We start from the raw sequence: 22,880 nt of genomic DNA, 5'->3' as shown, positions 1-22,880 counted from the left end.
GATTATTAATTTATTGACTGATTAATCTTTTTTATTTACCTTTGCGTTGATGAATTTGCTGTATCAACTATGCACAACAGTAATACTGAAACTAAGAATAAGTATAAAATAGAGGATTTACCTAAGCTCTTTAAGGAAAAATCCAGAAACATAAGTAAAGCATTTTCTAGCGAAACAATTAAGATCAGTACTATTCGCTCGAGAAGTATTGAAAGTAATATACAAGAATTTTCATTTGAGCTAACAGCAACAGATAAAGACACCTTTAATATAAGACTATTTAGAATAAACTCTTTAATTAATTTTTTCAAAATCTGCCTTTCCCGGGAAAAAAATTTTACAGCAAACATAAAAGTGCCCAAAGAAAGCAGTGAACTATATAATAACTACTGTAAAACTAACAGTTATAAAACTGTAGAAGAATTCGTAAATAATGCTCCGCCTCAAATCCTTCTGCAGGGCACAACGATAACGCTACAAACAGACGTTGAAAACATTAACCTGGACAACTTGCACCAAATCGAGTTATTTCTAAATGAAAAGCTACAACATGCAGAAAAAACTGAAAATGAAGACAAAAAAGAACAGAGTGAAGCTAACCAAAAAAATGCACAAAATAGACAAATCGTACCAGTTACAGGCTCATTTGGCTTCGATGTAACAAATAATGGAAAACAAGTTACACGCGCTTCGATAGCAGTTGCTGTAATGCATGAAAACGTTTTCTGGTTTAGATCTTTTTTCTGTCTGCCCAATCTTTTTAATACGTCACAATTCTTTTCCCAACAATTGCCAAAATTTTCTATACAGAGCAACAATATACTATTTGGTGTCATTCCAGCGCTTGACCAGGAAAAAAGAAACATGGATCCAAGTAGTCAAGCTACTCGGATGACAGGGGGTAGTATAGAAAATCCAATACCTCAAGAAGCAGAACAGAATGTAGGTCAAACTACTTCGCACACAGAGTATTTTAAAGCTAATAGAAAAAAATCGAAAAAGCAATCTCAAGAACTACCAGAAGAAGAAAAACAATCTACCATAAAACAAGCACGAAATGATGCTAGAGTAGCTATGATAGATAACCAAATTGAGCACAGGGGGAAAAAACTCGATAAAATATTTATTGAAGTGATGAGTGGATACAAAAATCAAGATCCAGAAACATTTTGCAATATTTTCAGCTCAGTATTCAATATTGTTTACTTTCAAGATAAACAATTACATGCAATATTAGAGCCAGGCGAAATATCAGAAGTATTACAGATACTCGAAAGGCCACAACCTCTTAGTAACTCACTTTTAGGTAAAGAATATTTACAAAAACAAGTATATAGAAAAAAAGAGCAATTGCTTAAATTAGTTTCAGGTGTTTATATACAACAACCTTCTCCACAACATGAAAATACTCCTCATAAATCTACAAACCCTTTACCAATTAAAGATCTTTCACCAGCAACAAATGAAGCTAAAACTCTACCACCTACTAACATTACACTCAAATCACCGTTAAAAACTGTATTTTCCTCAAAAAAGGCTTATTTTTGTCTATTTATAATAGTAGCATCTGCATCAACACTTTGCTTATGGCATTTTCCATTAGGAAAAGTGTCAATGTTAAAAGGATTAGTGCCACCAGAAAAAAGGGAAAGTATTGGGTTAGCATTGAACATAGGGTTGCCAATATTAATCGCGCTGTGTATTTTGAATTTAGCTCGCTTTATATATTCTGAATATTCTATAGAATCTATTGAACAGAACAAATCTCCTTCTCGCATTTAAACTTACCCAAAATGTAAACAAGTTGTCCTAAGAGATCTTTCATGGTAAAATTATTTATTTTCACCATATGTTTAAAGGAATTATCACGGATATCGGGACTATAACTGATACTACCACTCACTCCAACTCTGATCAAATTTTCCATATCAAGACACAAAATTTATCCTCTATAAATAAAGGAGATTCAATAGCTTGCTCTGGTGTGTGTTTAACTGTTGTTGATATAATGAGCGATATATTTACAGTCCAAGCATCTCAAGAAACTATGAAGGTTTCTAACTTAAATACGTGGAAAATAGGGGAAAAAATAAACCTAGAACAAGCAATGAGATTAAGTGATAAGATCGATGGCCACCTAGTTCAGGGTCATGTTAACGGGATAGTAAAAATTTTAACAATTGAGCGAAATTTAGATTCTCATGAAATCGAGCTATCGTGCTCACAAGAATTAATTAAATTTGTTGCAAAAAAAGGCTCCGTTACACTAGATGGGGTTTCTCTCACAGTGAACTCAGTTATTAATCAGGAATTTACAGTAAATATAATTCCCTACACATGGGAAAATACAACTTTTCAGTACAACAAAGTAAATGATTATCTGAATTTAGAAATTGACATGATCGCTAGGTATTTAGATCAACTGATGCAGCATAAATACAATTAATTTTACAACCTCGTTATTTATAACTATTATATCTTGAAAACCATATAGATATAAAATATGCTTTTCGATAGTCTAATTATCTTCATTGTTGTTCTATGTGTAATAATCTCGGTAACTAGAGGCTTCATAAAAGAGCTATGCGCACTAATGTTTCTATTTTTATCAGTTTTTCTGACAGCTAATCACTATGATTTTTTCACTCTAAATTATAGTAAATATTTTGATTCTAAAGTTACATTAAACATACTTTCTACAATCTCTGTATTTATTATACTTAATATTATATTGATGATAATAAATAACTGGCTAATGTACATATTATCGCCCATAAGATTGGGGTTTATCGATAGAGTTACTGGAATCTTTCTCGGAGTGCTTAAAGGAATATTGCTCTCTTATGTATTATTTTTTGCTGTGCACTTATATTGCTACACAGTATATGACAAAAAAGAGGGAGAGTCTAAAATAGAAGCAGAAGACATATTGCCTAATTGGATAATAAATTCACACTCTTATCAGACTCTATTTGTGACAGCAGAAGAAGTAATTGACATATATGTACCAGAGTCGTTGATACTAAAAATAAAAGAGATCGGTGGAGAAATGGTTGATCAAGAAAAATCTAAAAATAATAAAAAAGAAGAGTAAATATTTATTTATAAATATTTTCATTGGGAGTATTCAAAAAGCCATATGTGTCAGGTTAAGAGCACAGAATTTTTTACTGGAAATATTAATTTTGTTTTAGCAATAAATCAACTTAAGGTCATAATATCTTGACATTTATTTAATGTTGCTATATAATAGCTATGTACATTTTGTGTACTATAGCAATAAAATTACCTTGTAATAGGTGTATTGGACCCGAGGGCAGTACTCGGCGCCTCCACCATGTTTTTTAATTATACGGGGGCGATTAAGGATCGACATGCATAGTAAAGATGGTAGCTTTGCTCGGTTAGACACCACCGCTAAGAGTTCATAATTTAAATGCAAACGATAATTTTGCTGCTGAAGAATATCGTGTTGCTGCTTAATTTAGCACAACCGGTTTATTACTAAAGCACGGTTTAGGGAACGCCGGGTAACAGAAGTTCCCCCAAAATTTACGTATGTGAAAGTTATATGGAGCAAACAGATTACAAAAAACTGCTTAATTCTGCTAAGTTTCAAGTTATCAAAAAGACTTTAGATGTTATATCAGGTAATGGTTTTATCCCTCACTTAGAAATATTATTTTTCACATATTTTAATGGTGTGACCATGCCAGATCGTTTGAAAAAGTCATACCCTACTCAAATGCTTATTATATTACAGCATCAATTCTATGATTTAAAAGTTTCTGAGGATAAATTTAGCGTCAGTTTGAGTTTTCAAGGAAAACAAGAGCGAATTACTATACCGTTTTTTGCTATTAGTGAGTTTCGTGATAAAATTTCAGGAGATGTTTTAATATTTGACAAAATCAGTATCGACTCTGATAAAGAATACAAAAGTGAAAAATGTACTGAAAAACTATCAAACGGTAGTATTATATCCATAGATCAACTGCGTGATGAGTAACTGCTCATCTTTATAAACAAAAAATATTAATAGAAAAAAGTGGTCTAACTTAAGTAATAGAATAGAGGGTAGATAAATATGCTAAATCTTTAATTATTTATTAACGCAGGTGGCAAAATTTTTCTTACATATCATCAACTTCCTTTATTGAAAAATTCAGAAAAATGTTGTATAATTATTAGTAGACTTTGGTAAAACATATGACAGATTCAGGAATTAGTATAACTTTTGACCCAAAAACTTCACATAACCTTACTAAGTTAGCTGAAATCACCAAGGAATCCGTTCAAGAACTAGCAAAAAGGTTAGTCATCGAAGGAATCGAGTGCGAAGTAGAAGATATTGCGTTATATAAAACTATTAAGGAATGTGAGGATGTAGACTGGAATACAGTACTATCTGAAAGGGAGAGGACATAAACTGAAATACGATATTGTCTACTCAAAAAACTTTACTGAAAGAGATTTTCTAAATCTTCCAAAAACAATAAGATCAAGGATTACAAAAGCGATAAACGAGCGGCTTACAACTGATCCAATTAAATTTGGTAAACCATTACGTGGCAGGCTAAAAGGGTATAGAAGAATAAGGGTGAGTGATTATCGAATTATTTATACTGTAAATATTGCAAAACATAAGGTATTTGTTGCTACAGCAGGACATAGAGACACCATTTATGAGAAGGCTACTTGATAAACATTAAATATATTTTTATACAGCCCTCCTTCCTTCCTTTATTGAAAAATTAAAAAAAATGTTGTAAAATAGCTATAGTAGTAGACTTTGGTAAAACTTATGGTAAATTCAAAAGTTAGTGTAACTTTCAACCCAGAAACTTCGCAGCATCTTGTTGAACTAGCTAGAGCCACCAAGCAGTCTGTTCAAAAATTAACAGAAAAGCTAGTCAAGGAAGCAATCGAACTTGAAGCGGAAGATATTGCATTTTCCAAAATTATTAGGGAGTTAAATTCTGATGATGCAGAAGAAGTAGAGGATAGTGAAGACATCTGGAAATAAGCAATACACCATTAAATATCTAAAGCATGTTCTTAAAAGAAATTTGCCTTCCTTGCCGGAAGATGTAAAGCCAAGTATTAAAGATGCAATAAAAGAGTATCTTGAGACTGATCCTATTGGTAACGGTGTGTTGCTACGCAAGAGATTAAAGGAACATAGAAGAATAAAAGTTGCTGATGATTATCGTATTGTCTACCGTGTAAATACTGTAAAACGTATAGTAATTATTGTTTCAATAGGACACAGGGACAATATTTACAAGCAGGCAATATTGGACCTACTGAAACATTAAATATATTTTTATACACCACTCCTTTCTTTATTGAAAAATTAAAAAAAATGTTGTATAATTATTAGTGGACTTTGGTAAAACATATGGCAAATTCAGGCATTAACATAGCTCTTAGCGAAGAAACTTTAAAGCATCTTGCTGAATTATCTGAATTTACTAAACAGCCCGTTCAAGAATTAGCAGGAAAACTATTTAGAGAAGCAGTTGAGCTTGAAATGGAGGATTTTTTAGTATCTAAAATTTCTGATGAGCGTGATGTTGAAGGTGCAGAAACAGTTGATTTTGAAGATATTAAGTGGGATTAGAGCGTTACAAGGTTAAGTCTCTAAAGAGTGTTGTTGAAAAAGATTTACCAAACCTTCCAAAGATAATAAGGCTAAGAGTTCAAAAGGCTATAAAAGAACGTCTTACAGTTGACCCAATAAATTTTGGTGAACCACTACATCATAACTTAAAAGGATGTAGAAGGCTAAGAGTTGGTGACTATCGTGTAATTTACAGAGTAAATCAATTAGATCATATAGTAACTATCACAGAGATAGGACATAGAGATGATATTTATAAGAAATAAATATCAACATTAATATATATTATACACCCCTCCTTCCTTGTCCATTCTCTACTTTAGGTGGCTTTGCGCAGCTCAAAAAATGAAGTTTTTTTTGGTTCAGCAAAAACAACATTTTGAGTTTGAAAAGGCTAAATACTTGTCTTTTATATAACTTTCGTGTAATAGATATGTATGCATCCAATCATATATCTACTCAATACGTTACTTGATCTTTATAGCTTCATTCTAATATGTTGGGTTGTCCTAAACTGGCTGGTTAAACTTAATATGGTGAACATATATAATGAAACTGTCAGTAGCATAATGCACATCTTGAACCAATTGACATATCCACCACTAAAGATTATTAGAAGATATATACCACCGTTCAACGGATTAGATTTATCTATAATGATATTGCTAATAACAATTCACTTTGTAAAATATACAGTAGCTTACTACTTTAGGTAGATGTTAAAAAAATATCTAAAATCAGCAATATATCTATCCCTTTTAATATATATATATATATCAGTTTTTAGCTATAACTATAAAGATCCTTCCTTAAACACGGCTACAAATGAGGAAGTGACAAATTTAGGTGGAATAGTAGGTTCATATTTAGCTGATATATTGGTTCAATTTCTTGGATTAACTAGTGTTACAATAGCTACAACCATAGTTTACTTGTTGATCTTCAGGCCAGCAAAAATACTGCTGAAAATTCTCTATTTAATATTAATCAATTTAGGGGTATGTGCTATATTACCACAACTTTCGCTAGGCATCACAGCAAGGTACAGACACAGTGGAATAATAGGGAATGCACTCGTTAATAACTGCCCGTTTTATGTATTTGTGATAGTAACATTAATAGGTCTTGTAGGATCTGTTGGTTGGAAGAGAGCAATTTACTCTCTATTCTTCTTATGTAAAAAAATAGCTTGCTTATTTGTAAATGTTCCATTCTTCAGATCACATAAAACTACTAAGTATTCAATTGCACCATTAGTAGTAGAAGAAAAACATAGAACTAAAATCACTACTAAACAACAACCAAAAGAAAGACAGAAAAAAGCTACCGAAGAAATTTTCAGTGAGTTCGAATTTCCAAGCATTCATTTACTTTCCAAAGCAGAGGAGTCTTTGCAGAGAAAACAGCTGAATGAAATGGAGAGCAATAAAAATTTATCTCTGCTGGAACAAGTCCTGAGTGATTTTGGCGTGCAAGGAAAAATTATCAGTGTATGCTATGGGCCGGTTGTGACTTTATACAAACTTGAACCACAAGCTGGTACGAAATCTGCAAGAGTAATTGGCCTTGCAGATGACATTGCACGTTCGATGAGTGCACTCTCTGCACGTATTTCAATAATTCGTGGGCAAAATGCTATGGGAATAGAGTTGCCGAACAAGGAACGGGAAATTGTAATGCTGCGTGATTTGCTTGAATCCCCAGAATACCAAAATGCAAACTTAAATCTCCCAATTGCGCTTGGCAAAGAAATAAGTGGAAAACCAGTTATTGCAGATCTAACTAAAATGCCCCACTTGCTCGTTGCTGGAACCACAGGGTCTGGTAAATCAGTTGCGATTAACACTATGATTCTTTCACTCGTTTATCGATTAAGTCCTGATGAATGTAAGATGATAATGATCGACCCAAAAATGCTTGAGCTTTCAATATATGATGCAATACCGCATCTAATAACGCCAGTGGTAACAGAGCCAAAAAAGGCTGTAGTCGCTCTTAAGTGGATAGTGAAAGAAATGGAAAACCGCTATCGCATGATGTCGTATTTGAATGTACGCAATGTTATAAACTATAATCAAAAAATCACAGAAGCGATGAATGGTGGAATAGAATTGGAGCGTGTTGTGCAGATTGGCTTTAATTCAACAACAGGCAAACCTTTGTTTGAAAAGCTTCCGATTAAAATGGAAACATTCTCATATATTGTAGTGATTGTAGATGAAATGGCAGATTTGATGCTTGTTGCCGGCAAAGAGATAGAGTGCTCTATTCAGCGTTTGGCGCAAATGGCCAGAGCTGCAGGAATACATATCATAATGGCAACACAACGTCCATCCGTGGATGTGATAACAGGTGTGATAAAAGCAAACTTTCCAACGAGAATCAGTTTTGCTGTTACTTCTAAGATAGATAGCCGTACAATACTTGGCGAACAAGGGGCTGAACAATTGCTCGGCATGGGTGATATGCTTTATATGGCCTCTGGTGGTAAGATTATTCGAATTCACGGCCCATTTGTGAGCGATGATGAGGTGCAAGATATAGTTGATCATCTGAAAATGCAAGGTGAGCCAAATTACATGGAGGAAATTACCAAGGAAGATGAAAATTCTTCTGTGGAATCAGAAGGTGAAACAGAGGATGAAGAAAACGACCTTTACAACCAAGCAGTGGCCATCATTCAAAGAGATCAAAAAGTTTCAACCAGTTACATTCAGCGACAACTTAGAATAGGCTATAACAGAGCTGCAAACATCGTTGAAAGAATGGAAAAAGAAGGTATTGTCAGTGCTCCAAATTATTCAGGAAAGAGAGAGATATTGGTGGAATAACAGGGCTTCTGAGAACGTTCATGCGCGTTAAGTTAGGCCATAGATGGGTATCTTAAAATTTGCTGCAAATGCAACTTTCTTGGCTATCTTTTACAAAGTTAAAAGTTGTCTTCCTTAAAAATATGATTGAATAATTGTTAATAATAGTGTATAATTATTAACGTTTCCTAACTGTACTTATTATGGCTTTTTCAAAATTTCTCGATCCAAAGTTAGATTTAACATTTAAGAAAATCTTTGGTACTGAAAAAAATAAGAATATTCTTATCCATTTTTTAAATGATATTTTAGGATGTACTGAAGTCAATACTATACAAGAAGTAGAATTCTTAAGCACCATTATGGACCCTGAAATTGCCTCTGATAGACAAAGTATAGTTGATGTTCTTTGCAGGGATTCTAGTGGGTCAAGATATATAATTGAGATGCAGCTCGCTCGCGACAAGGGCTTTGAAAAGCGCGCACAACTCTATGCTGCTAAGGCTTACTCAAGGCAGGCTGATAAAAATTACATTAATTTAAAGAAGGTTTTCTTCATTGCTATTTCCAATGGTATGCTATTCCCTGAAGAGGTTGAGTATATTTCTACTCACAATATACGTGATATAAAAACCAACGGCCATTACTTAAAAGATTTTCAATTTGTCTTTATAGAATTACCTAAATTTTCAAAAAGCAGAGTGGAGGAACTAGAAAGCACAATAGAAAGGTGGTGCTTCTTTTTTAAGCATGCAGAAGAAACGACAGATGAAGATCTAAAGAAAATTGCAGAGGAATCACCAATAATAAAGCTAGCATACGATGAATTAGACAAGTTTCACTGGAGTGAAAAAGATCTCCTAGCTTATGAAGAAAGAGTGATGGATCTACAGAAAGAAGAAGCCATCCTTGAATACAGACTTGATCTTGCTGAAGAGAAAGGTGTACGGAAAGGAAAAATTGAAGTCATAAAAGCAATGCTAGCTAATAATGTTGATGTCAACACTATTGTTAAGTTTACTGGCCTCTCCATGAGTGAGATCAAAGAATTGCAGAATTAAGTGTGAATGGTTACAAAAATACAATAAGCATTTTTCTTCATGTATTTCGTAAGTACCTTAATTTAAGTTTTCGCACTTTCAAAAAGCAAGTCAAACGAAATTATTAAAAGATCAATACATAATGACAATTGATTTAATAATAATTTAAACATTTGGAATGTAAAATTATAATATATTAATTAACTAGGGGGTTAAAAATGGGTATAACTAAATGGGTACTTGGCTTTGATGAGTCAGATATAACAGCATTGCAGGAAAGTCAACAAATTGATGCTGAGCAGTTTGAAAAAGTTTTTGGTGCATTAAAAGAATGGCAAGAAGCTCAAAAGATAGATGCTAAACAGTTTGAAGAGGTATTTAGTGCATTAAAAGAATGGCAAGAAGCTCAAAAGATAGATGTTGAGCAGTTTGAAAAAGTTTTTAGTGCACTAGAAGACAAGATTGGTACTAAGCAGTTTCAAGCTATGCAAGAGCACTTAAACGGCCTGCAAGAAAAAGTGGAAACACTTGCAGAGGCAGTAGCAGATCAACAAAAAATAATGGCAATTTGTATCATAGTCAGTGCTGTTGCCGCAATAGCAATAACTAGTTTTGTTGCATTCTGTATCTATCAGGGAGTTAAGCTTGATAAAGAGAAGAAAAACGACTTATCTAAAGATACGCCAGACGCAAAACTTAGTAATGTAGATACTACCGATGGTACTGAAAAACTACAGAATAACTTAAAAGTTGCAAACATATAGCTGCATAACACTTTTCTTGAAAAGGTGTTACGCAACTTGTAACACCTTACTCTTCTCTTAGTCTGCGTAGGTTTTTTTGATAGCAAACATATCACTTTTTAGAAAAATATTTGTATTGTAAAGTTAGTAAAGATTCTGGTTTACTTAAAGTTTGTTAATTGCTATCTTTTAAAACACGATATTTACTATAGCACCATATGCTTAGGGTTTTTTCTAAAATTTTATTTATATTAATGTTTTTGGTTTCTAGCTTTTTTACTGTGCATAGTGCTGAAGCTAAATCTAAGCTCAGTAAGAGATACATACCTCCTGGTAACCCTGGTGGTGCAAACTTTCATACAGATGAGGATTTTGCTGAGTCATATAAACTGTATGAGAAGCGTAGGGAATTGCTCAAGAAAAAAAAATTACAAGATCGAGCTATAAATAAAGAAGATCTAATCAAAAAATTAAAAGAGAAAAAAATTGCTAGTCTTGATAATGAGCCAAATGACATGGAAGCTTGCATAGTCGACGATGAAGAGAGCACTATGATAAATCAGCATGGTATTAATATCGCACGTTTAAGGGGTGCTGTATTTATAGATCAAGAGTCAGTTTTCCAGTATGAAAATAAGCAGCATGAAAGTGAACAACAAGAAGAGAAGAAAGTTACTTCAACACGAGAAAAGAAAGTTTCTCCTATAAATGTCACTATAAAAGAAACTCCATCAAGAAGAACGTGCTCACATGATTCTATTGCTAATTTGGATAACGTAGATGCTTATAGTTTGAATGGTTCAAGTTCATTTGGCAGTGTAGCTGACACAGTAAAATAGTATCACAATATTGGCCATTAATAATATGCTAGATAAAGACCTGATATTGAATGATAATACATATGAATTATCGCAGATTTCCAGGCACAAAACTCATGTTGTAGAAGTTGGAAAAGTAAAGATAGGCGGAAATAATCCTGTAGTTGTACAATCTATGGCGCTTGGCGTGCATATAGATGCTGATAATATAAAAAGTAGCGCAAAACATTATGCAAAAGAGATAACAGAACTAGCGCGTACAGGTTCAGAATTGGTGCGAATTGCCTTGAACTCAGAGGAGGTAGCAAGAGCAATACCTTATATAGTAGAAGAGATAAATAAAGAAGGTTTTGACGGTAAAATATTGGTAGGCTGCGGTCAATATGAGCTAGATAAATTAGTTCAAGATTATCCAGACAACATCAAAATGCTGGGTAAAATTAGAATCAATCCAGGCAATATAGGCTTTGGCGACAAACGTGATGAGAAGTTTGAAAGGGTGATAGAGTATGCAATAATGCACGATCTTCCGGTTAGAATTGGGGTAAATTGGGGTAGTCTTGATAAATACCTTTTGCAAAAATTGATGGATGAAAACTCTTCGCTTAGTAATTCAAGGCCTTCTGATGTTATACTGCGCAAAGCACTTGTAATGTCTGCTCTTGATAGTGCAAAAAAAGCTGAAGAAATTGGTCTAAATTCAAACAAAATAATCATTTCATGTAAAGTTAGCAAAGTACAAGATTTAATTTTAGTTTATATGGCACTTGCAAAATCTTCCAATTATGCGCTGCATTTGGGTTTAACTGAGGCTGGTATGGGCAATAAAGGTGTGGTAAATACCGCAGCAGGGCTTACTTATTTATTGCAAAATGGCATTGGAGATACAATACGGGCTTCTTTGACTCAACGTCCTGGTGAATCGCGTACTAATGAAGTGGTGGTGTGTCAGGAAATATTGCAGTCTATAGGCTTGCGACACTTTAACCCTCAGGTTAATTCATGTCCTGGTTGTGGGCGCACGAGTAGCGATCGTTTTCGTATATTAACTGAAGAGGTGAATGGCTATATAAAAACTCATATGCCGATGTGGAAGAAAAAAAATCCAGGTGTAGAGCATATGAACATTGCTGTTATGGGATGCATAGTAAATGGTCCTGGAGAAAGCAAACACGCAAATTTGGGAATCAGCTTACCTGGATATGGAGAAAAACCTGTTTCAGCAGTCTACAAAAACGGCAAATATTTCAAAACTTTACAAGGTGATAATGTCTCTGAAGAATTTAAGGCAATTATTGATAATTATGTGAAGAAGCATTACACGTAACCTTTCACGGTTAATTAATAGATAAATCGCAAATAAAAAAGAAAATTAAACCTTGTTTTTCTTTTTTCGTTGGGAATGTTCAAAAAAGTGTGTCAAACCGAAAAAAAAGTAATAAATTGATATAAAAAAAATGGAGGTTTGACTGACCTTACCCAGAAAAAGTGGAGAGAAAGTTTGGAATGTTTTTCACAAAGAGAATGATGAATCAAAATGCTCAGGAATGCAATAGTTAATAGTGACGTTGTTTGTTATAAAAAATTTCTATATATTCAAATATAGCAGTTTTGATATGCTGTTTAGAGTGCCGAGAGGTGTCTATTGGTAACTCCCTTTTTAGAGAACTGAAGAAGCTTTCCACAACAGAATTGTCGTAACAACAACCTTTATAACTCATCTATGTTTTTTATGGATAAGAGATATTGATAACCTTGCGAAGTATATTGTGAACCTTGATCACTATGTAATAGTAGATTTTTGGCAGGTTTACGCTTGTTAACGGCCATTAATAAAGAGTCCATAACCAATTGTTTATTTATTGAACTGCTCATTGACCAGCCAACTACCATGCGTGAATATAGATCGATTATTGTTGCCAAATATAGCCATCCTTCTTTGGTTTTTATATAAGTAATCCCATACTTTATTTGGTTGATCGACAATAAAGTTTTGGTCTAATATATTGGGAGCTACTGTCCGTTTGTTGTTTCTTAATTTTAAATTTTCTTCTCAATATAGCCTGAATACCATTTTTCTGCATAATACTTTGCACTGTTTTTAAGTTGCAACTTTTACCCAAAGCCTTCAATTCAGCATGAATTTTAGGAGCTCCATATCTACATTTAGAAACTTGATATATTTTTTGAATAGCTGCGAGTAGCTCTTTATTTGCTGATTCTCTACTGCTTATTTTTCTTGTGGTCCACTTATAGTAGCCACTAGCAGAAAATCCTACATAATTCCTGTACTTTATAGCAGTTACTATATAAAAAAATATTTTACTCTTTTTGACTGGCCAGGGCTTTTTTTAAAATGTCTCTTTCCCTTGTTACTCTTGCTAACTCTCTTTGTAAATCAAACCTCTCTTTGTCGTAAGGAGCCATGTTACCTCTACCTGGAAATGCATCTGCTGCCGACTTTTTTTCGTTGTGTTTCTTTATCCATTTTCCTAATAAACCACCCTTTATTCCTAAATCCTTTGCTATTTTTGTAATTGTTTGACCTGCCTTTCTTTGTTCATTTGCCAGTTTAACAGCTTCCAATTTGAATTCTGCCGTATATTCTCTTGCCATTTCTAATCCTCCAAAATTTTATTTTACCCGAAAAAACTCCTTTCTTTCTCTCCACTTTTTCTGGGTAAGGTCACTTGGCAACAGTTGCTCTACTTTCTCCTTCATCCAATGCTTCCATTGCTTCCATTGCTTTTTTCCTTAAGTCGTAACTATACGCTGCTGGCATACAAACCCCTCTACCATAAATCCATTCTTACCTTATTGGGATTATTATGAGAAGAGCTATAACTCTATGGGAGGGAAGCAAAATCTGGGATTCGGCCTTAATGGCATTAGCGTTGCATCAGCTTCACCCTCCCTGTGAGGTATTTTAGCTCTAATGCCTCACATCATAAAGATACAAGTGTCAAGCTACTTGGATGACAGGGGAGGGAGGCACTGGGATGACAGGAGAAGGTAGTGGGATGACACCATGACAACCGTCATCCCGCTGCTTGTTAGCGGGATCTAGAGATACCGCGAATGAATCGCGGCATGACGTAGGACTGCTTTCATTCCAGTGCTTGACACTGGAATCCAGCCTTTCTGCAATCTCATCGAAAACGTTGTAACCACTTTCTATGCTAGTTTGCTTGTGAGCAACCTGGATTCCAGTGTCAAGCACTGGAATGACACCGTTATAAAGGAACCAGTGTCAGCTACTTGAATGACACAGTCTTTGCTTAAACCCGTAACGTTCGTACATTTTGCTAAAAGTTCAAATATCAACATCATGCACATTAAGTGCATTGCTATTAATAAAATCACGGCGTGGTTCAACTATATCACCCATTAATATTGAAAATATGGAATCAGCTTCTTCACAATCTTTTATTTCAACCTTTAATAAAGTTCTAGCCTCAGGATTTAACGTAGTATCCCATAGCTGATTGGCATTCATTTCACCAAGACCTTTAAATCTCTGCAGAGTTAAACCCTTTTTACCATAGTCCATTATTATTTTTGCAAGCGTACTTGGAGAAGTGATTCTTATTTCAGTTTCTTGTGACTTTAAAAATGAATCACCATTAAATAAATTACTTATACCATCAAGCAAACTTAATATGTTTTGCATATCTTTGCCTTCAAGCATACTAAGTGCAAATATATATTTGTCTGCCAATCCTTGAAACAATTTAGAGATATGAATTTCTTTTTCTTCATCTTTTATTTCCACTTCCCAAGTGTATTCGCTGTACATTAACTTCAAATACTTTAATATCTCATCAGCCGATGATAGAGCATTCTTTTTACTTAAAATTAGCAATGACTCTAAGAGATTTTGTGGTATTTCTCTATCATAATTTTTGCTAATATTAGAAGTGCTAACGCATTTATTCAAAATAAGGCGCAAGTTGTTAAATTCTGTAGCTGTACCACTTAGTGTTAATCTTTTAACTGCTGAGTTTATTATATACTCTTCAAAAGTTTCGTCATCTTTAATATAAGTGTCTTTGGCATTCTTTGTAACTTTATAGAGGGGTGGCTGTGCTATGTATAAGTAACCTTTTTCAATAACTTCACGCATATGTCTAAAAAAGAAAGTTAGAATCAAAGTTCTTATATGTGAACCATCAACATCTGCATCTGTCATGATGATAATTTTATGATATCTAGCTTTTTCAATATCGAAGTGTTCACTCCCTATTCCAGCACCAATTGCAGTAATTAAAGAGCCTATTTCTGCAGATGAAAAAATACGATCTAAACTTACACGTTCTACGTTTAGAATTTTTCCTCTTAAGGCAAGCACTGCTTGTGTTTTACGATTACGCCCCTGCTTTGCAGTACCACCTGCTGAATTACCCTCTACTATAAATAATTCCGATAACTCAGGAGCTTTTTCCTGACAATCAGCAAGCTTTCCTGGCAGAGTTGCAATATCAATATTGTTTTTGCTTTTAACTAGCTCGCGCGCTTTTCTTGCAGCTTCTCTTCCTTTTGCTGACCTGATTGCTCTTTCTACTATGCTTGCTGCCAATTTGGGATCAGTTTCAAGGATTGTGCTCAATTTATCAGAAACTATACTTTCTACAACTGCACGTGCTTCAGAACTAACTAGTTTATCTTTTGTTTGTGAAGAAAACTTAGGATCAGGCATCTTAAGAGATAAAACACAAGTTAAACCTTCTCTAACGTCCTCTCCAGTTAAATTTACTTTTGCTTTCTTTAAAAACCCTTCATTAGTTGCATAGGTATTGATACATCTAGTTAGTGCAGATCTAAATCCTGCCAAATGCGTACCACCATCTCGTTGCCGTATATTATTAGTGAAACACAACATATTCTCATAGTAGGAATCATTCCATTCCATCGATATTTCCAAGCTGATGCCAAGATCTTCTGCATCTCCTTTCATACTGGCAATTTTAGTTACATGTGTCTTATTCTTATCTAAATACTGCACAAAATTTGCTGTACCAAAATTGTCTTTAGATTGATTGCTCTGATTGAAATGAGATTCTGTATATGGTTCATTGCGCAGATCACGTAAAGTAATGTCGATATTTGAATTTAAAAATGCTAATTCTCTTATACGACTTTCAAGCGTTGAGTAACTGAAATTAATGCCATTAAAAGTCTCTGTTGATGGCATGAACGTGACTTTAGTTCCTCTTTTGTTTGTATTTTCGTTGACTACCTTTAAAGGTTCAATAGACTCACCATCTTCAAAACGCATAAAGTGTTCTTTCTTATTGCGCCAAATAATTAATTCCAACCAGCTTGATAATGCATTCACAACTGAGATTCCAACACCATGTAATCCCCCAGAAACTTTATAGGTATTGCTGTCAAATTTACCACCAGCATGGAGTTGAGTCATTATTACCTCTGCTGCTGATATTCCTTCTTCTTCATGAATGTCAGTTGGAATGCCACGACCATTATCAGTTACAGATACTGAACCATCTTTATTTATGCTAACTTCAATTTGATCACAATATCCAGCTAAAGATTCATCTATTGCGTTATCAACAACCTCATATACCATGTGGTGCAAGCCAGATCCATCGTCAGTGTCACCAATGTACATACCTGGACGTTTCCTTACAGCATCAAGACCCCTTAAGATTTTTATTGCATCGGCATTATAACTATTTTCCATGGTATTGCTTCGTTTATGAATGTTAATTAATATTACATTCATATATGCTGATTAGCAACATTTTTAAACTGATAACCCATATTAAAAGCACAACTTTACGAATGTTTATTTTTGAAGACAGCAAATAGTGTCATTCCAATGTGTCTTCCATAACTGTACGAACATTCATTTTTGAAGGTAAATTGCACAACAGATGATGTCATTCCAGTGCTTGACACTGGAATGGCTTTGTTGCATCGCTAGCTATGATGGATTAAAGATAAAAAAGATGGAGAATATCAGTAGCTTATTATTCTGGTATTTATAACAAGAACGGTCAGTGAATACCTAAATTTGAGTAAAAGAAATTTCACTACCACTCACTAATCCGGCTAAAATTCAAGAATTTCAATGCTTTAGCTATTTTCAATAGAATTAAATTTATTAATGTAAATAATAAATTACTATTCTTAAATTTGATCAGATTGATTGCAAAAAAACAAGATTTTCAATAGGTTACTTATAATCCTAACTATAGTTAGCCTTTCATAAGTAGCGATGCAACAAAGCCCACTGGAATCCAGAAATTTTGCTTATAACTGAGCTGATGAGCTAAAGGTAGTTGTCTTACGCTAAAACAAACGTTTTTAATTAAGTTGCATAGAAGCTGGATCCCAGTGTCTGGGCACTGGGATGACACCCCACTGGTGGGAATTGCTCCCAAACTACAACGTTCGTACAGTTGTGTGTGTCTTCCCATGGAGATTGCTCTCAAATCATAATGCTCATGCAGTTGCATGCTCGACTAATTAACAGAAAAATCTATAATTCAGTTTACGTATTTTCTTATCTCAGCCAAAATCTTATCAGATTGACTTTCGTCTGAATTTAAATCAGCTGCAAAGTGTGTAACATATTTTCCTCCAGGGCCAATAAGGTACATTATTGAAGAATGGTTGATTTCTTCTTCTCCACCAACTTTGCTAGCATATACTTTATACTTTGCAATTACTTCGTCTATTTTTTCTCTTTCACCAGTTAACATTTGTATTCTGTGGTCAAATTGCTGCTGAAATTCTTTAAGTCTTTCCGTGCTATCGCGCTCAGGATCGACTGTGATGAAGAATGTTTGTAGCTTGTTGTTAGTTTTCTCATCTAACTTTGCAAGTGTTTCTGAAATTATTCCAAGGTTCATAGGGCAAATTCTTTTGCATGAGGAAAACCCAAAGAAAATCATCATGTATTTATCTTTAAAATCACTACTGCGCAAGATCTGTCCGTCCTGATTAATTAAAGAAAAATCTCCGCCTATCTTAACTTCTGCGTTGTGAATCGCTGCTGGGGCAAATATGCCTTTTTTAGTGAAATAACAATAACCTAAAAAAACAACTGCTAATGCTGCTAGCACATTAGATAATAATCTTATAAACCTTACCATTAGAATGCTCTCAGTAAAATTGAATTGTATCTTTATTGGTTAACCTATTCAATATATTTATTCCAAAGTGTATTGTTAATTTTGTCTAACAGTTTCTTATGTTCATCAATTTCTTCACTATTTGGTAAATGTTCTCTGGGAGTTAGATTACGTACTTTATGCTGAACGAATGTGGAGTTACTGTCCTGATTGCATTCATTATCAAACAGAAAGGTTTGTAACCCTCCTGTAAGTTCAACATATACCTTTGCAAGCAATTGAGCATCAACTAGTGCTCCGTGCAATTCTCTATTCTCTAGCGATATATCAAAACGCTTACATAATGCATTCAAAGAAGCAGGTGATCCTGCGAATTTTTTCCTCGCAAGAGGTAATGTATCTAGCACTCTGTCTGAGGAAATTAACCTAGCATTCAGCTTGCTTAACTCCATGTTAAGGAACTTAACATCGAATTCAGCGTTGTGAATTACCAAAATATCATTAGATATAAAGTCAAGAAATTCAAGTGCAACATCTGAAAATAATGGTTTATCTTCTAAAAATTCTTCACTAATACCGTGAATCTTAAACGAGTGATAAGGTATATCTCTTTCTGGGTTAAGGTACCGATGGAATACTTTACCTGTTGGAATGCGGTTAATTAATTCCACACACCCTATTTCAATAATTCGATGACCAGATTCAGTGTCAAGACCTGTCGTTTCAGTGTCAAGTACTATTTCGCGTAGCTTGCTTTCCATTTCAAATAAAACTCATCTTACTTATCATTTGTCTTATCGTTACTTGTCTTTTTATAGTGAATAGAAACAAGCAACCAGCTTGGGTCTGATGAATTAACATTTTTTTTGAATTGCCATACATCCTCAACTTTATTAATAGTGGATGTACTACCTGATATTATATCTCCTTCATTGTTCTTAACGAAGTTAATTTGCTCTGAAAGGAAATATACTGCAATAAACACTGCGTTTTTTACTAGCTTTATTTCTAAAATCTTTTGTGAAACGATAGAAACAATTATAGACTCGTGCACCTCTTTACGATGTTTAATCTTCTCTGCAAAATTATCATATAAGTCTTTATCGAGAAGTGGTTTTAACTGAGACAAATTTCCTTGATTGAAACATTTTATTATTAATTCAAAAGCTATGCTTGAACCTTCTATAAAGTGGGAAATAGAAAAATCTTTGTTTTTTTTTAATATTTGCTTATAAGTAACTTTTATTGAATTTTCATCATTGCTATCAATGTAACCCTCAATGTTTTCTACTACATCTTCTCTACTTCGGCTTACATCCAATACATTAGTTAGCTTTTTTAGGTTGAGGTTGGCTGATCTTCCTAAAGAATTATACAAACGTGAAAAAATGAACGCCGCTAATAAAGCATATATTACAAGCTCTATCATAGTAACTCAACTCCTTGGCATATAAAGTATCCGAACATTATTAATTATTAATGAAAATATGTTTTTCATATCAACTTATAATCAGGTTTGCTATTCGTTTGTAAATGAATATATTATATAAGAAAGTATTAAATATCTCAACTTAATTAAAGGAGACGTAAGAAATGCCACAACAAAAAATGAGAATTCACGGTCAATATGTTAAAGATCTATCATTTGAGAATCCGAATTCGCCATTCCTTTCTTCTAGTAAAGCTCCAGATATTAACGTAATGGTTAATATCAATTCAGCAAAATTAGAAGGGACGAAAAACAAAGAAGAAGTGAATGAAGAAAAATCTTTTCATGAAATTACTTTGCATATAGAAGTCAAAGCAACGGTAAAAGATGAAGGCATAAAAGATGGTGTAGCTTTCATTTGTGAGACGAAATATTGTGGCATTTTTTCAATAGAAAATTTAAAAGAGTTGAGTGAGGAAGAGGTAAGACAAGCTTTGTTTATTGGCGGACCTACTTTTCTTTTTCCTTTTGCAAGAGAAATAATTGCAAGAGTTACAAGTAGTGGTGGATTTCCCCCACTGATGCTAGATCCGATAGATTTTGAAACTATGTATGAGCAGCAAGGTCAACAACAAAAAAGTAACGGTAGTAATTCCAATTTTAACTAATATAGTGTGATAGGATGAACAATTCTTTAAACGCAAAAACGACTTTAAACATTGACGGGAAGTCATACAACTATTTTAGCCTAAGTAGTGCTAGTGAATTTTTAGGGACAGATGTAACTAAATTGCCCTGCTCACTTAAGGTGCTGCTTGAAAATTTATTGCGTAATGAAGATGGAGTAAACGTAAAGCTGGATGACATAAGAGTACTAGCAGACTGCGTTAATAAACACACTAATCACGAAATTAGCTATAAACCAGCAAGGGTGTTGATGCAAGATTTTACAGGGGTTCCTGCTGTTGTTGATTTAGCTTCAATGCGGAGTTATGTCAAGAAAAATGGAGGTGATCCAAGCAGCATAAATCCATCTGTGCCCGTTGATCTTGTGATCGACCATTCTGTTCAAGTAGATAGTTATGGAAGTGTTTCCGCATTCAGTAAGAATGTTGAGCTAGAAGTAAAAAGAAATTTGGAGAGATATCAATTTTTAAAGTGGGGGGAATCGTCCTTCACAAATTTTAGAGTAGTGCCGCCTGGCACAGGGATTTGCCACCAAGTAAACCTTGAATATTTAGCGCAAGTTGTGTGTAATAATGATGGAGTCATATATCCTGACACTTTAGTTGGTACTGACAGCCATACTACAATGGTTAACGGATTATCAGTCCTTGGTTGGGGTGTTGGAGGCATAGAAGCCGAGTCTGTGATGCTTGGTCAACCAATTAGTATGGTAATTCCAGAAGTAGTTGGATTTAAATTAACTGGCAGACTGCCAGAAGGAGTAACTGCGACTGATTTAGTGCTGACGGTTACCAATATCCTAAGAACAAAAGGCGTTGTTAACAAGTTTGTAGAATTTTATGGTGATGGTTTAGATTATTTATCTTTGGCAGATAGAGCCACTATAGCAAACATGGCCCCGGAGTATGGCGCAACTTGTGGATTTTTTCCAATTGATCAGAAAACGCTAGATTATTTAAGCTTAACCGGAAGGCCAGAAAAGCTGATTAAGTTAGTTGAGGCTTATGCGAAAGAGCAAGGATTGTGGCGTGGCAATAATGAGTTAGCATTTTTTGACGCACTAGAACTTGATTTATCGAGCGTGGAACCAGTAATGGCTGGCCCCAAAAGACCACAAGATAAAGTTTTTCTTTCACAAGTGGCAGAGTCTTTTTCTAAATCATTTTCAGTTAATGAGTCAAAGGAAAACGATAAACTCCAAGATGGAAGTGTAGTTATTGCAGCAATAACAAGCTGCACTAATACTTCTAATCCAAGTGTAATGATTGCTGCAGGTCTTGTAGCTCGTAATGCAATTAAACTTGGATTAAAATCAAAGCCTTGGGTTAAAACTTCTCTTGCTCCAGGGTCACAAGTTGTAACAGAATATTTAGAAAAGTCAGGGTTGCAGGTAGATCTGAATGCTTTGGGTTTTAATTTAGTTGGATATGGTTGCACAACTTGCATTGGGAATTCTGGTCCACTCAATAAAGATATAGAAGATGGCATTAAAAACAAAAACTTAACCGTTGCTGCAGTTTTATCTGGCAATCGTAACTTTGAAGGAAGAATTCATCCGTTAGTCAAAGCTAATTACTTGGCATCTCCGCCACTTATTGTTGCATATGCACTTGCAGGCACTGTGCAAATTGATTTGACAAAAGATCCTATATGCAAAGATAAGAATGGAAGTGACGTATACCTCAAGGATATATGGCCAACAAATAATGAAATCGAAGATTGTGTTAAAAATGTGGTAACACGTGAGATGTTCATACAAAAGTATAAGGATGTTTTTTCTGGTGATAAACATTGGCGAAAGATAAAGTGTGAAAAAAGTGAAATCTATAATTGGGATGCAAACAGCACTTACATACAAAATCCGCCTTATTTTGATAATTTATCACCTAAAAATAATAAAATCGATATAAAAGGTGCACAAATATTGGCAATGTTTGGCGATAGCATAACCACTGATCACATTTCCCCTGCTGGAAATATTGCCTCAAGTAGTCCTGCAGGTATATATTTAAAAAATCTTGGAATTGAGCCACAGGACTTTAATTCGTATGGGTCTCGTCGTGGTAACCACAATGTAATGATGCGTGGGACTTTTGCTAACATTAGAATAAAAAATGAAATGGTAAGCACCGAAGGTGGATATACAAAATATATTCCTTCTCAAGAAATTATGTCAATTTTCGATGCAGCAATGCGCTACAAGGAAGCTCTCATCATTGTGGCAGGAAAGGAATATGGCACAGGTTCAAGTAGGGATTGGGCAGCAAAGGGTACTTTATTGTTGGGGATTAAAGTTGTAATTGCAGAAAGCTTTGAGCGTATACATAGGTCCAACTTAGTTGGTATGGGTGTTCTTCCACTTGTATTTCAAAATGGAATAACCAGAAAGATATTTGATGGTAGCGAGGTAATAAGCATAAAAGGTGAAATAGTGCCAGGTAGAAATCTAGAATGCATCATCAAAAGAAAGGATAATTCAAAGCAATCAATTCAACTCAAATGCTGTGTACAAACCGCAACTGAGATTAAATACTTGATGTGTGGCGGAGTGTTGAGCTACATACTTGCACAATCCTTTTAAAGTTATTGCATGGACTTCTTTTAGCCAGCCCTGGTCCCTTTGTAAATAGCAA

At 34.4% G+C, this 22,880-nt stretch carries 25 protein-coding genes, 1 other RNA gene and 1 pseudogene; 19 read left to right on the top strand and 8 right to left on the bottom strand.

The window, feature by feature from the left end; genetic code table 11:
- The first annotated feature begins 69 nt into the window (after positions 1–69).
- From INQ25_RS03860 to ispG, 17 genes are all read left to right on the top strand, one after another.
- Positions 70–1,782: a hypothetical protein gene (locus INQ25_RS03860; protein WP_213863097.1), complete on the top strand. Its 1,713-nt coding sequence runs from the start codon at positions 70–72 to the stop codon at positions 1,780–1,782.
- Between the two features lie 67 nt (positions 1,783–1,849).
- Positions 1,850–2,446, top strand: coding sequence for a riboflavin synthase (locus INQ25_RS03855; protein WP_213863096.1), 597 nt, complete (start codon positions 1,850–1,852; stop codon positions 2,444–2,446).
- A gap of 57 nt (positions 2,447–2,503) precedes the next feature.
- Positions 2,504–3,094 carry a CvpA family protein gene (locus tag INQ25_RS03850; protein ID WP_213863095.1) on the top strand — a complete coding sequence of 197 codons (591 nt, stop codon included), beginning with the start codon at positions 2,504–2,506 and terminating at the stop codon, positions 3,092–3,094.
- 124 nt (positions 3,095–3,218) lie between these two features.
- Positions 3,219–3,548: a transfer-messenger RNA gene (ssrA, locus tag INQ25_RS03845) on the top strand.
- A 23-nt stretch (positions 3,549–3,571) separates the two neighbouring features.
- The gene (locus tag INQ25_RS03840) at positions 3,572–4,009 is read left to right on the top strand and encodes a ClpXP protease specificity-enhancing factor SspB (protein WP_006279412.1); all 438 of its coding nucleotides are present in this window, start codon (positions 3,572–3,574) and stop codon (positions 4,007–4,009) included.
- Positions 4,010–4,209: 200 nt separating this feature from the next.
- A complete protein-coding gene (locus tag INQ25_RS03835) occupies positions 4,210–4,428 on the top strand; it encodes a hypothetical protein (protein WP_006279413.1) in 219 nt (72 codons plus the stop codon).
- Positions 4,397–4,702, top strand: a complete 306-nt coding sequence (locus tag INQ25_RS03830) for a type II toxin-antitoxin system RelE family toxin (protein WP_310732675.1) — start codon at positions 4,397–4,399, stop codon at positions 4,700–4,702. Before INQ25_RS03835 ends, INQ25_RS03830 begins: the two co-directional genes overlap by 32 nt.
- Positions 4,703–4,804: 102 nt before the next feature.
- Complete coding sequence (locus INQ25_RS03825) at positions 4,805–5,026, top strand: hypothetical protein (protein WP_095742622.1); 222 nt, start codon at positions 4,805–4,807, stop codon at positions 5,024–5,026.
- On the top strand, positions 5,007–5,318 hold the full coding sequence (locus INQ25_RS03820; protein ID WP_010962380.1) for a type II toxin-antitoxin system RelE family toxin: 312 nt from the start codon (positions 5,007–5,009) through the stop codon (positions 5,316–5,318). The genes INQ25_RS03825 and INQ25_RS03820 overlap by 20 nt, the downstream gene beginning before the upstream one ends.
- 83 nt (positions 5,319–5,401) lie before the next feature.
- A complete protein-coding gene (locus tag INQ25_RS03815; protein ID WP_006279415.1) occupies positions 5,402–5,623 on the top strand; it encodes a hypothetical protein in 222 nt (73 codons plus the stop codon).
- A complete protein-coding gene (locus tag INQ25_RS03810) occupies positions 5,614–5,889 on the top strand; it encodes a type II toxin-antitoxin system RelE family toxin (protein ID WP_007550684.1) in 276 nt (91 codons plus the stop codon). The genes INQ25_RS03815 and INQ25_RS03810 overlap by 10 nt, the downstream gene beginning before the upstream one ends.
- A gap of 171 nt (positions 5,890–6,060) precedes the next feature.
- Positions 6,061–6,339 carry a YggT family protein gene (locus INQ25_RS03805; RefSeq protein WP_006279515.1) on the top strand — a complete coding sequence of 93 codons (279 nt, stop codon included), beginning with the start codon at positions 6,061–6,063 and terminating at the stop codon, positions 6,337–6,339.
- Positions 6,340–8,454: an FtsK/SpoIIIE family DNA translocase gene (locus INQ25_RS03800; RefSeq protein WP_213863094.1), complete on the top strand. Its 2,115-nt coding sequence runs from the start codon at positions 6,340–6,342 to the stop codon at positions 8,452–8,454.
- Positions 8,455–8,636: 182 nt separating this feature from the next.
- Positions 8,637–9,494, top strand: coding sequence for an Rpn family recombination-promoting nuclease/putative transposase (locus INQ25_RS03795; RefSeq protein ID WP_213863093.1), 858 nt, complete (start codon positions 8,637–8,639; stop codon positions 9,492–9,494).
- A gap of 197 nt (positions 9,495–9,691) precedes the next feature.
- Positions 9,692–10,237, top strand: coding sequence for a hypothetical protein (locus INQ25_RS03790; RefSeq protein ID WP_151807755.1), 546 nt, complete (start codon positions 9,692–9,694; stop codon positions 10,235–10,237).
- A gap of 197 nt (positions 10,238–10,434) precedes the next feature.
- Complete coding sequence (locus INQ25_RS03785; protein ID WP_070356736.1) at positions 10,435–11,055, top strand: TRP75-related protein; 621 nt, start codon at positions 10,435–10,437, stop codon at positions 11,053–11,055.
- Positions 11,056–11,080: 25 nt separating this feature from the next.
- Complete coding sequence (gene ispG, locus INQ25_RS03780; RefSeq protein WP_070356735.1) at positions 11,081–12,361, top strand: flavodoxin-dependent (E)-4-hydroxy-3-methylbut-2-enyl-diphosphate synthase; 1,281 nt, start codon at positions 11,081–11,083, stop codon at positions 12,359–12,361.
- Between the two features lie 186 nt (positions 12,362–12,547).
- Here the strand turns inward: ispG and INQ25_RS06975 are convergent.
- The 8 genes and pseudogenes from INQ25_RS06975 to INQ25_RS03725 form a co-directional block, all read right to left on the bottom strand.
- A pseudogene (locus INQ25_RS06975) lies at positions 12,548–13,650 on the bottom strand (IS3 family transposase).
- Positions 13,651–13,996: 346 nt separating this feature from the next.
- Positions 13,997–14,254, bottom strand: coding sequence for a hypothetical protein (locus INQ25_RS03755; RefSeq protein ID WP_213863148.1), 258 nt, complete (start codon positions 14,252–14,254; stop codon positions 13,997–13,999).
- Positions 14,255–14,347: 93 nt separating this feature from the next.
- Positions 14,348–16,735, bottom strand: a complete 2,388-nt coding sequence (gene gyrB / locus INQ25_RS03745; protein WP_213863143.1) for a DNA topoisomerase (ATP-hydrolyzing) subunit B — start codon at positions 16,733–16,735, stop codon at positions 14,348–14,350.
- A 95-nt stretch (positions 16,736–16,830) separates the two neighbouring features.
- The gene (locus tag INQ25_RS06630) at positions 16,831–16,953 is read right to left on the bottom strand and encodes a hypothetical protein (protein WP_010962370.1); all 123 of its coding nucleotides are present in this window, start codon (positions 16,951–16,953) and stop codon (positions 16,831–16,833) included.
- Between the two features lie 299 nt (positions 16,954–17,252).
- Positions 17,253–17,513, bottom strand: a complete 261-nt coding sequence (locus INQ25_RS03740) for a hypothetical protein (protein WP_010962369.1) — start codon at positions 17,511–17,513, stop codon at positions 17,253–17,255.
- A gap of 30 nt (positions 17,514–17,543) precedes the next feature.
- Positions 17,544–18,152, bottom strand: a complete 609-nt coding sequence (locus INQ25_RS03735) for an SCO family protein (protein ID WP_010962368.1) — start codon at positions 18,150–18,152, stop codon at positions 17,544–17,546.
- Between the two features lie 44 nt (positions 18,153–18,196).
- On the bottom strand, positions 18,197–18,892 hold the full coding sequence (gene dnaQ, locus INQ25_RS03730; protein WP_010082574.1) for a DNA polymerase III subunit epsilon: 696 nt from the start codon (positions 18,890–18,892) through the stop codon (positions 18,197–18,199).
- A gap of 17 nt (positions 18,893–18,909) precedes the next feature.
- Positions 18,910–19,560: a Tim44/TimA family putative adaptor protein gene (locus INQ25_RS03725; protein ID WP_010962367.1), complete on the bottom strand. Its 651-nt coding sequence runs from the start codon at positions 19,558–19,560 to the stop codon at positions 18,910–18,912.
- 164 nt (positions 19,561–19,724) lie between these two features.
- Between INQ25_RS03725 and secB the strand changes: the two genes are divergently transcribed.
- Positions 19,725–20,228: a protein-export chaperone SecB gene (gene secB / locus INQ25_RS03720; protein WP_006279761.1), complete on the top strand. Its 504-nt coding sequence runs from the start codon at positions 19,725–19,727 to the stop codon at positions 20,226–20,228.
- 14 nt (positions 20,229–20,242) lie between these two features.
- Entirely contained in the window at positions 20,243–22,828 is a 2,586-nt protein-coding gene (gene acnA, locus INQ25_RS03715) for an aconitate hydratase AcnA (protein ID WP_213863092.1), read from the top strand.
- Positions 22,829–22,880 lie beyond the last annotated feature (52 nt).

It is taken from the genome of Wolbachia endosymbiont of Rhagoletis cerasi (assembly GCF_018454475.1).
Taxonomy (GTDB): Bacteria; Pseudomonadota; Alphaproteobacteria; order Rickettsiales; family Anaplasmataceae; genus Wolbachia; species Wolbachia pipientis.
The sequence above is the reverse complement of the archived record's forward strand: the minus strand, read 5'-3'. Positions and strand labels throughout refer to the sequence as shown.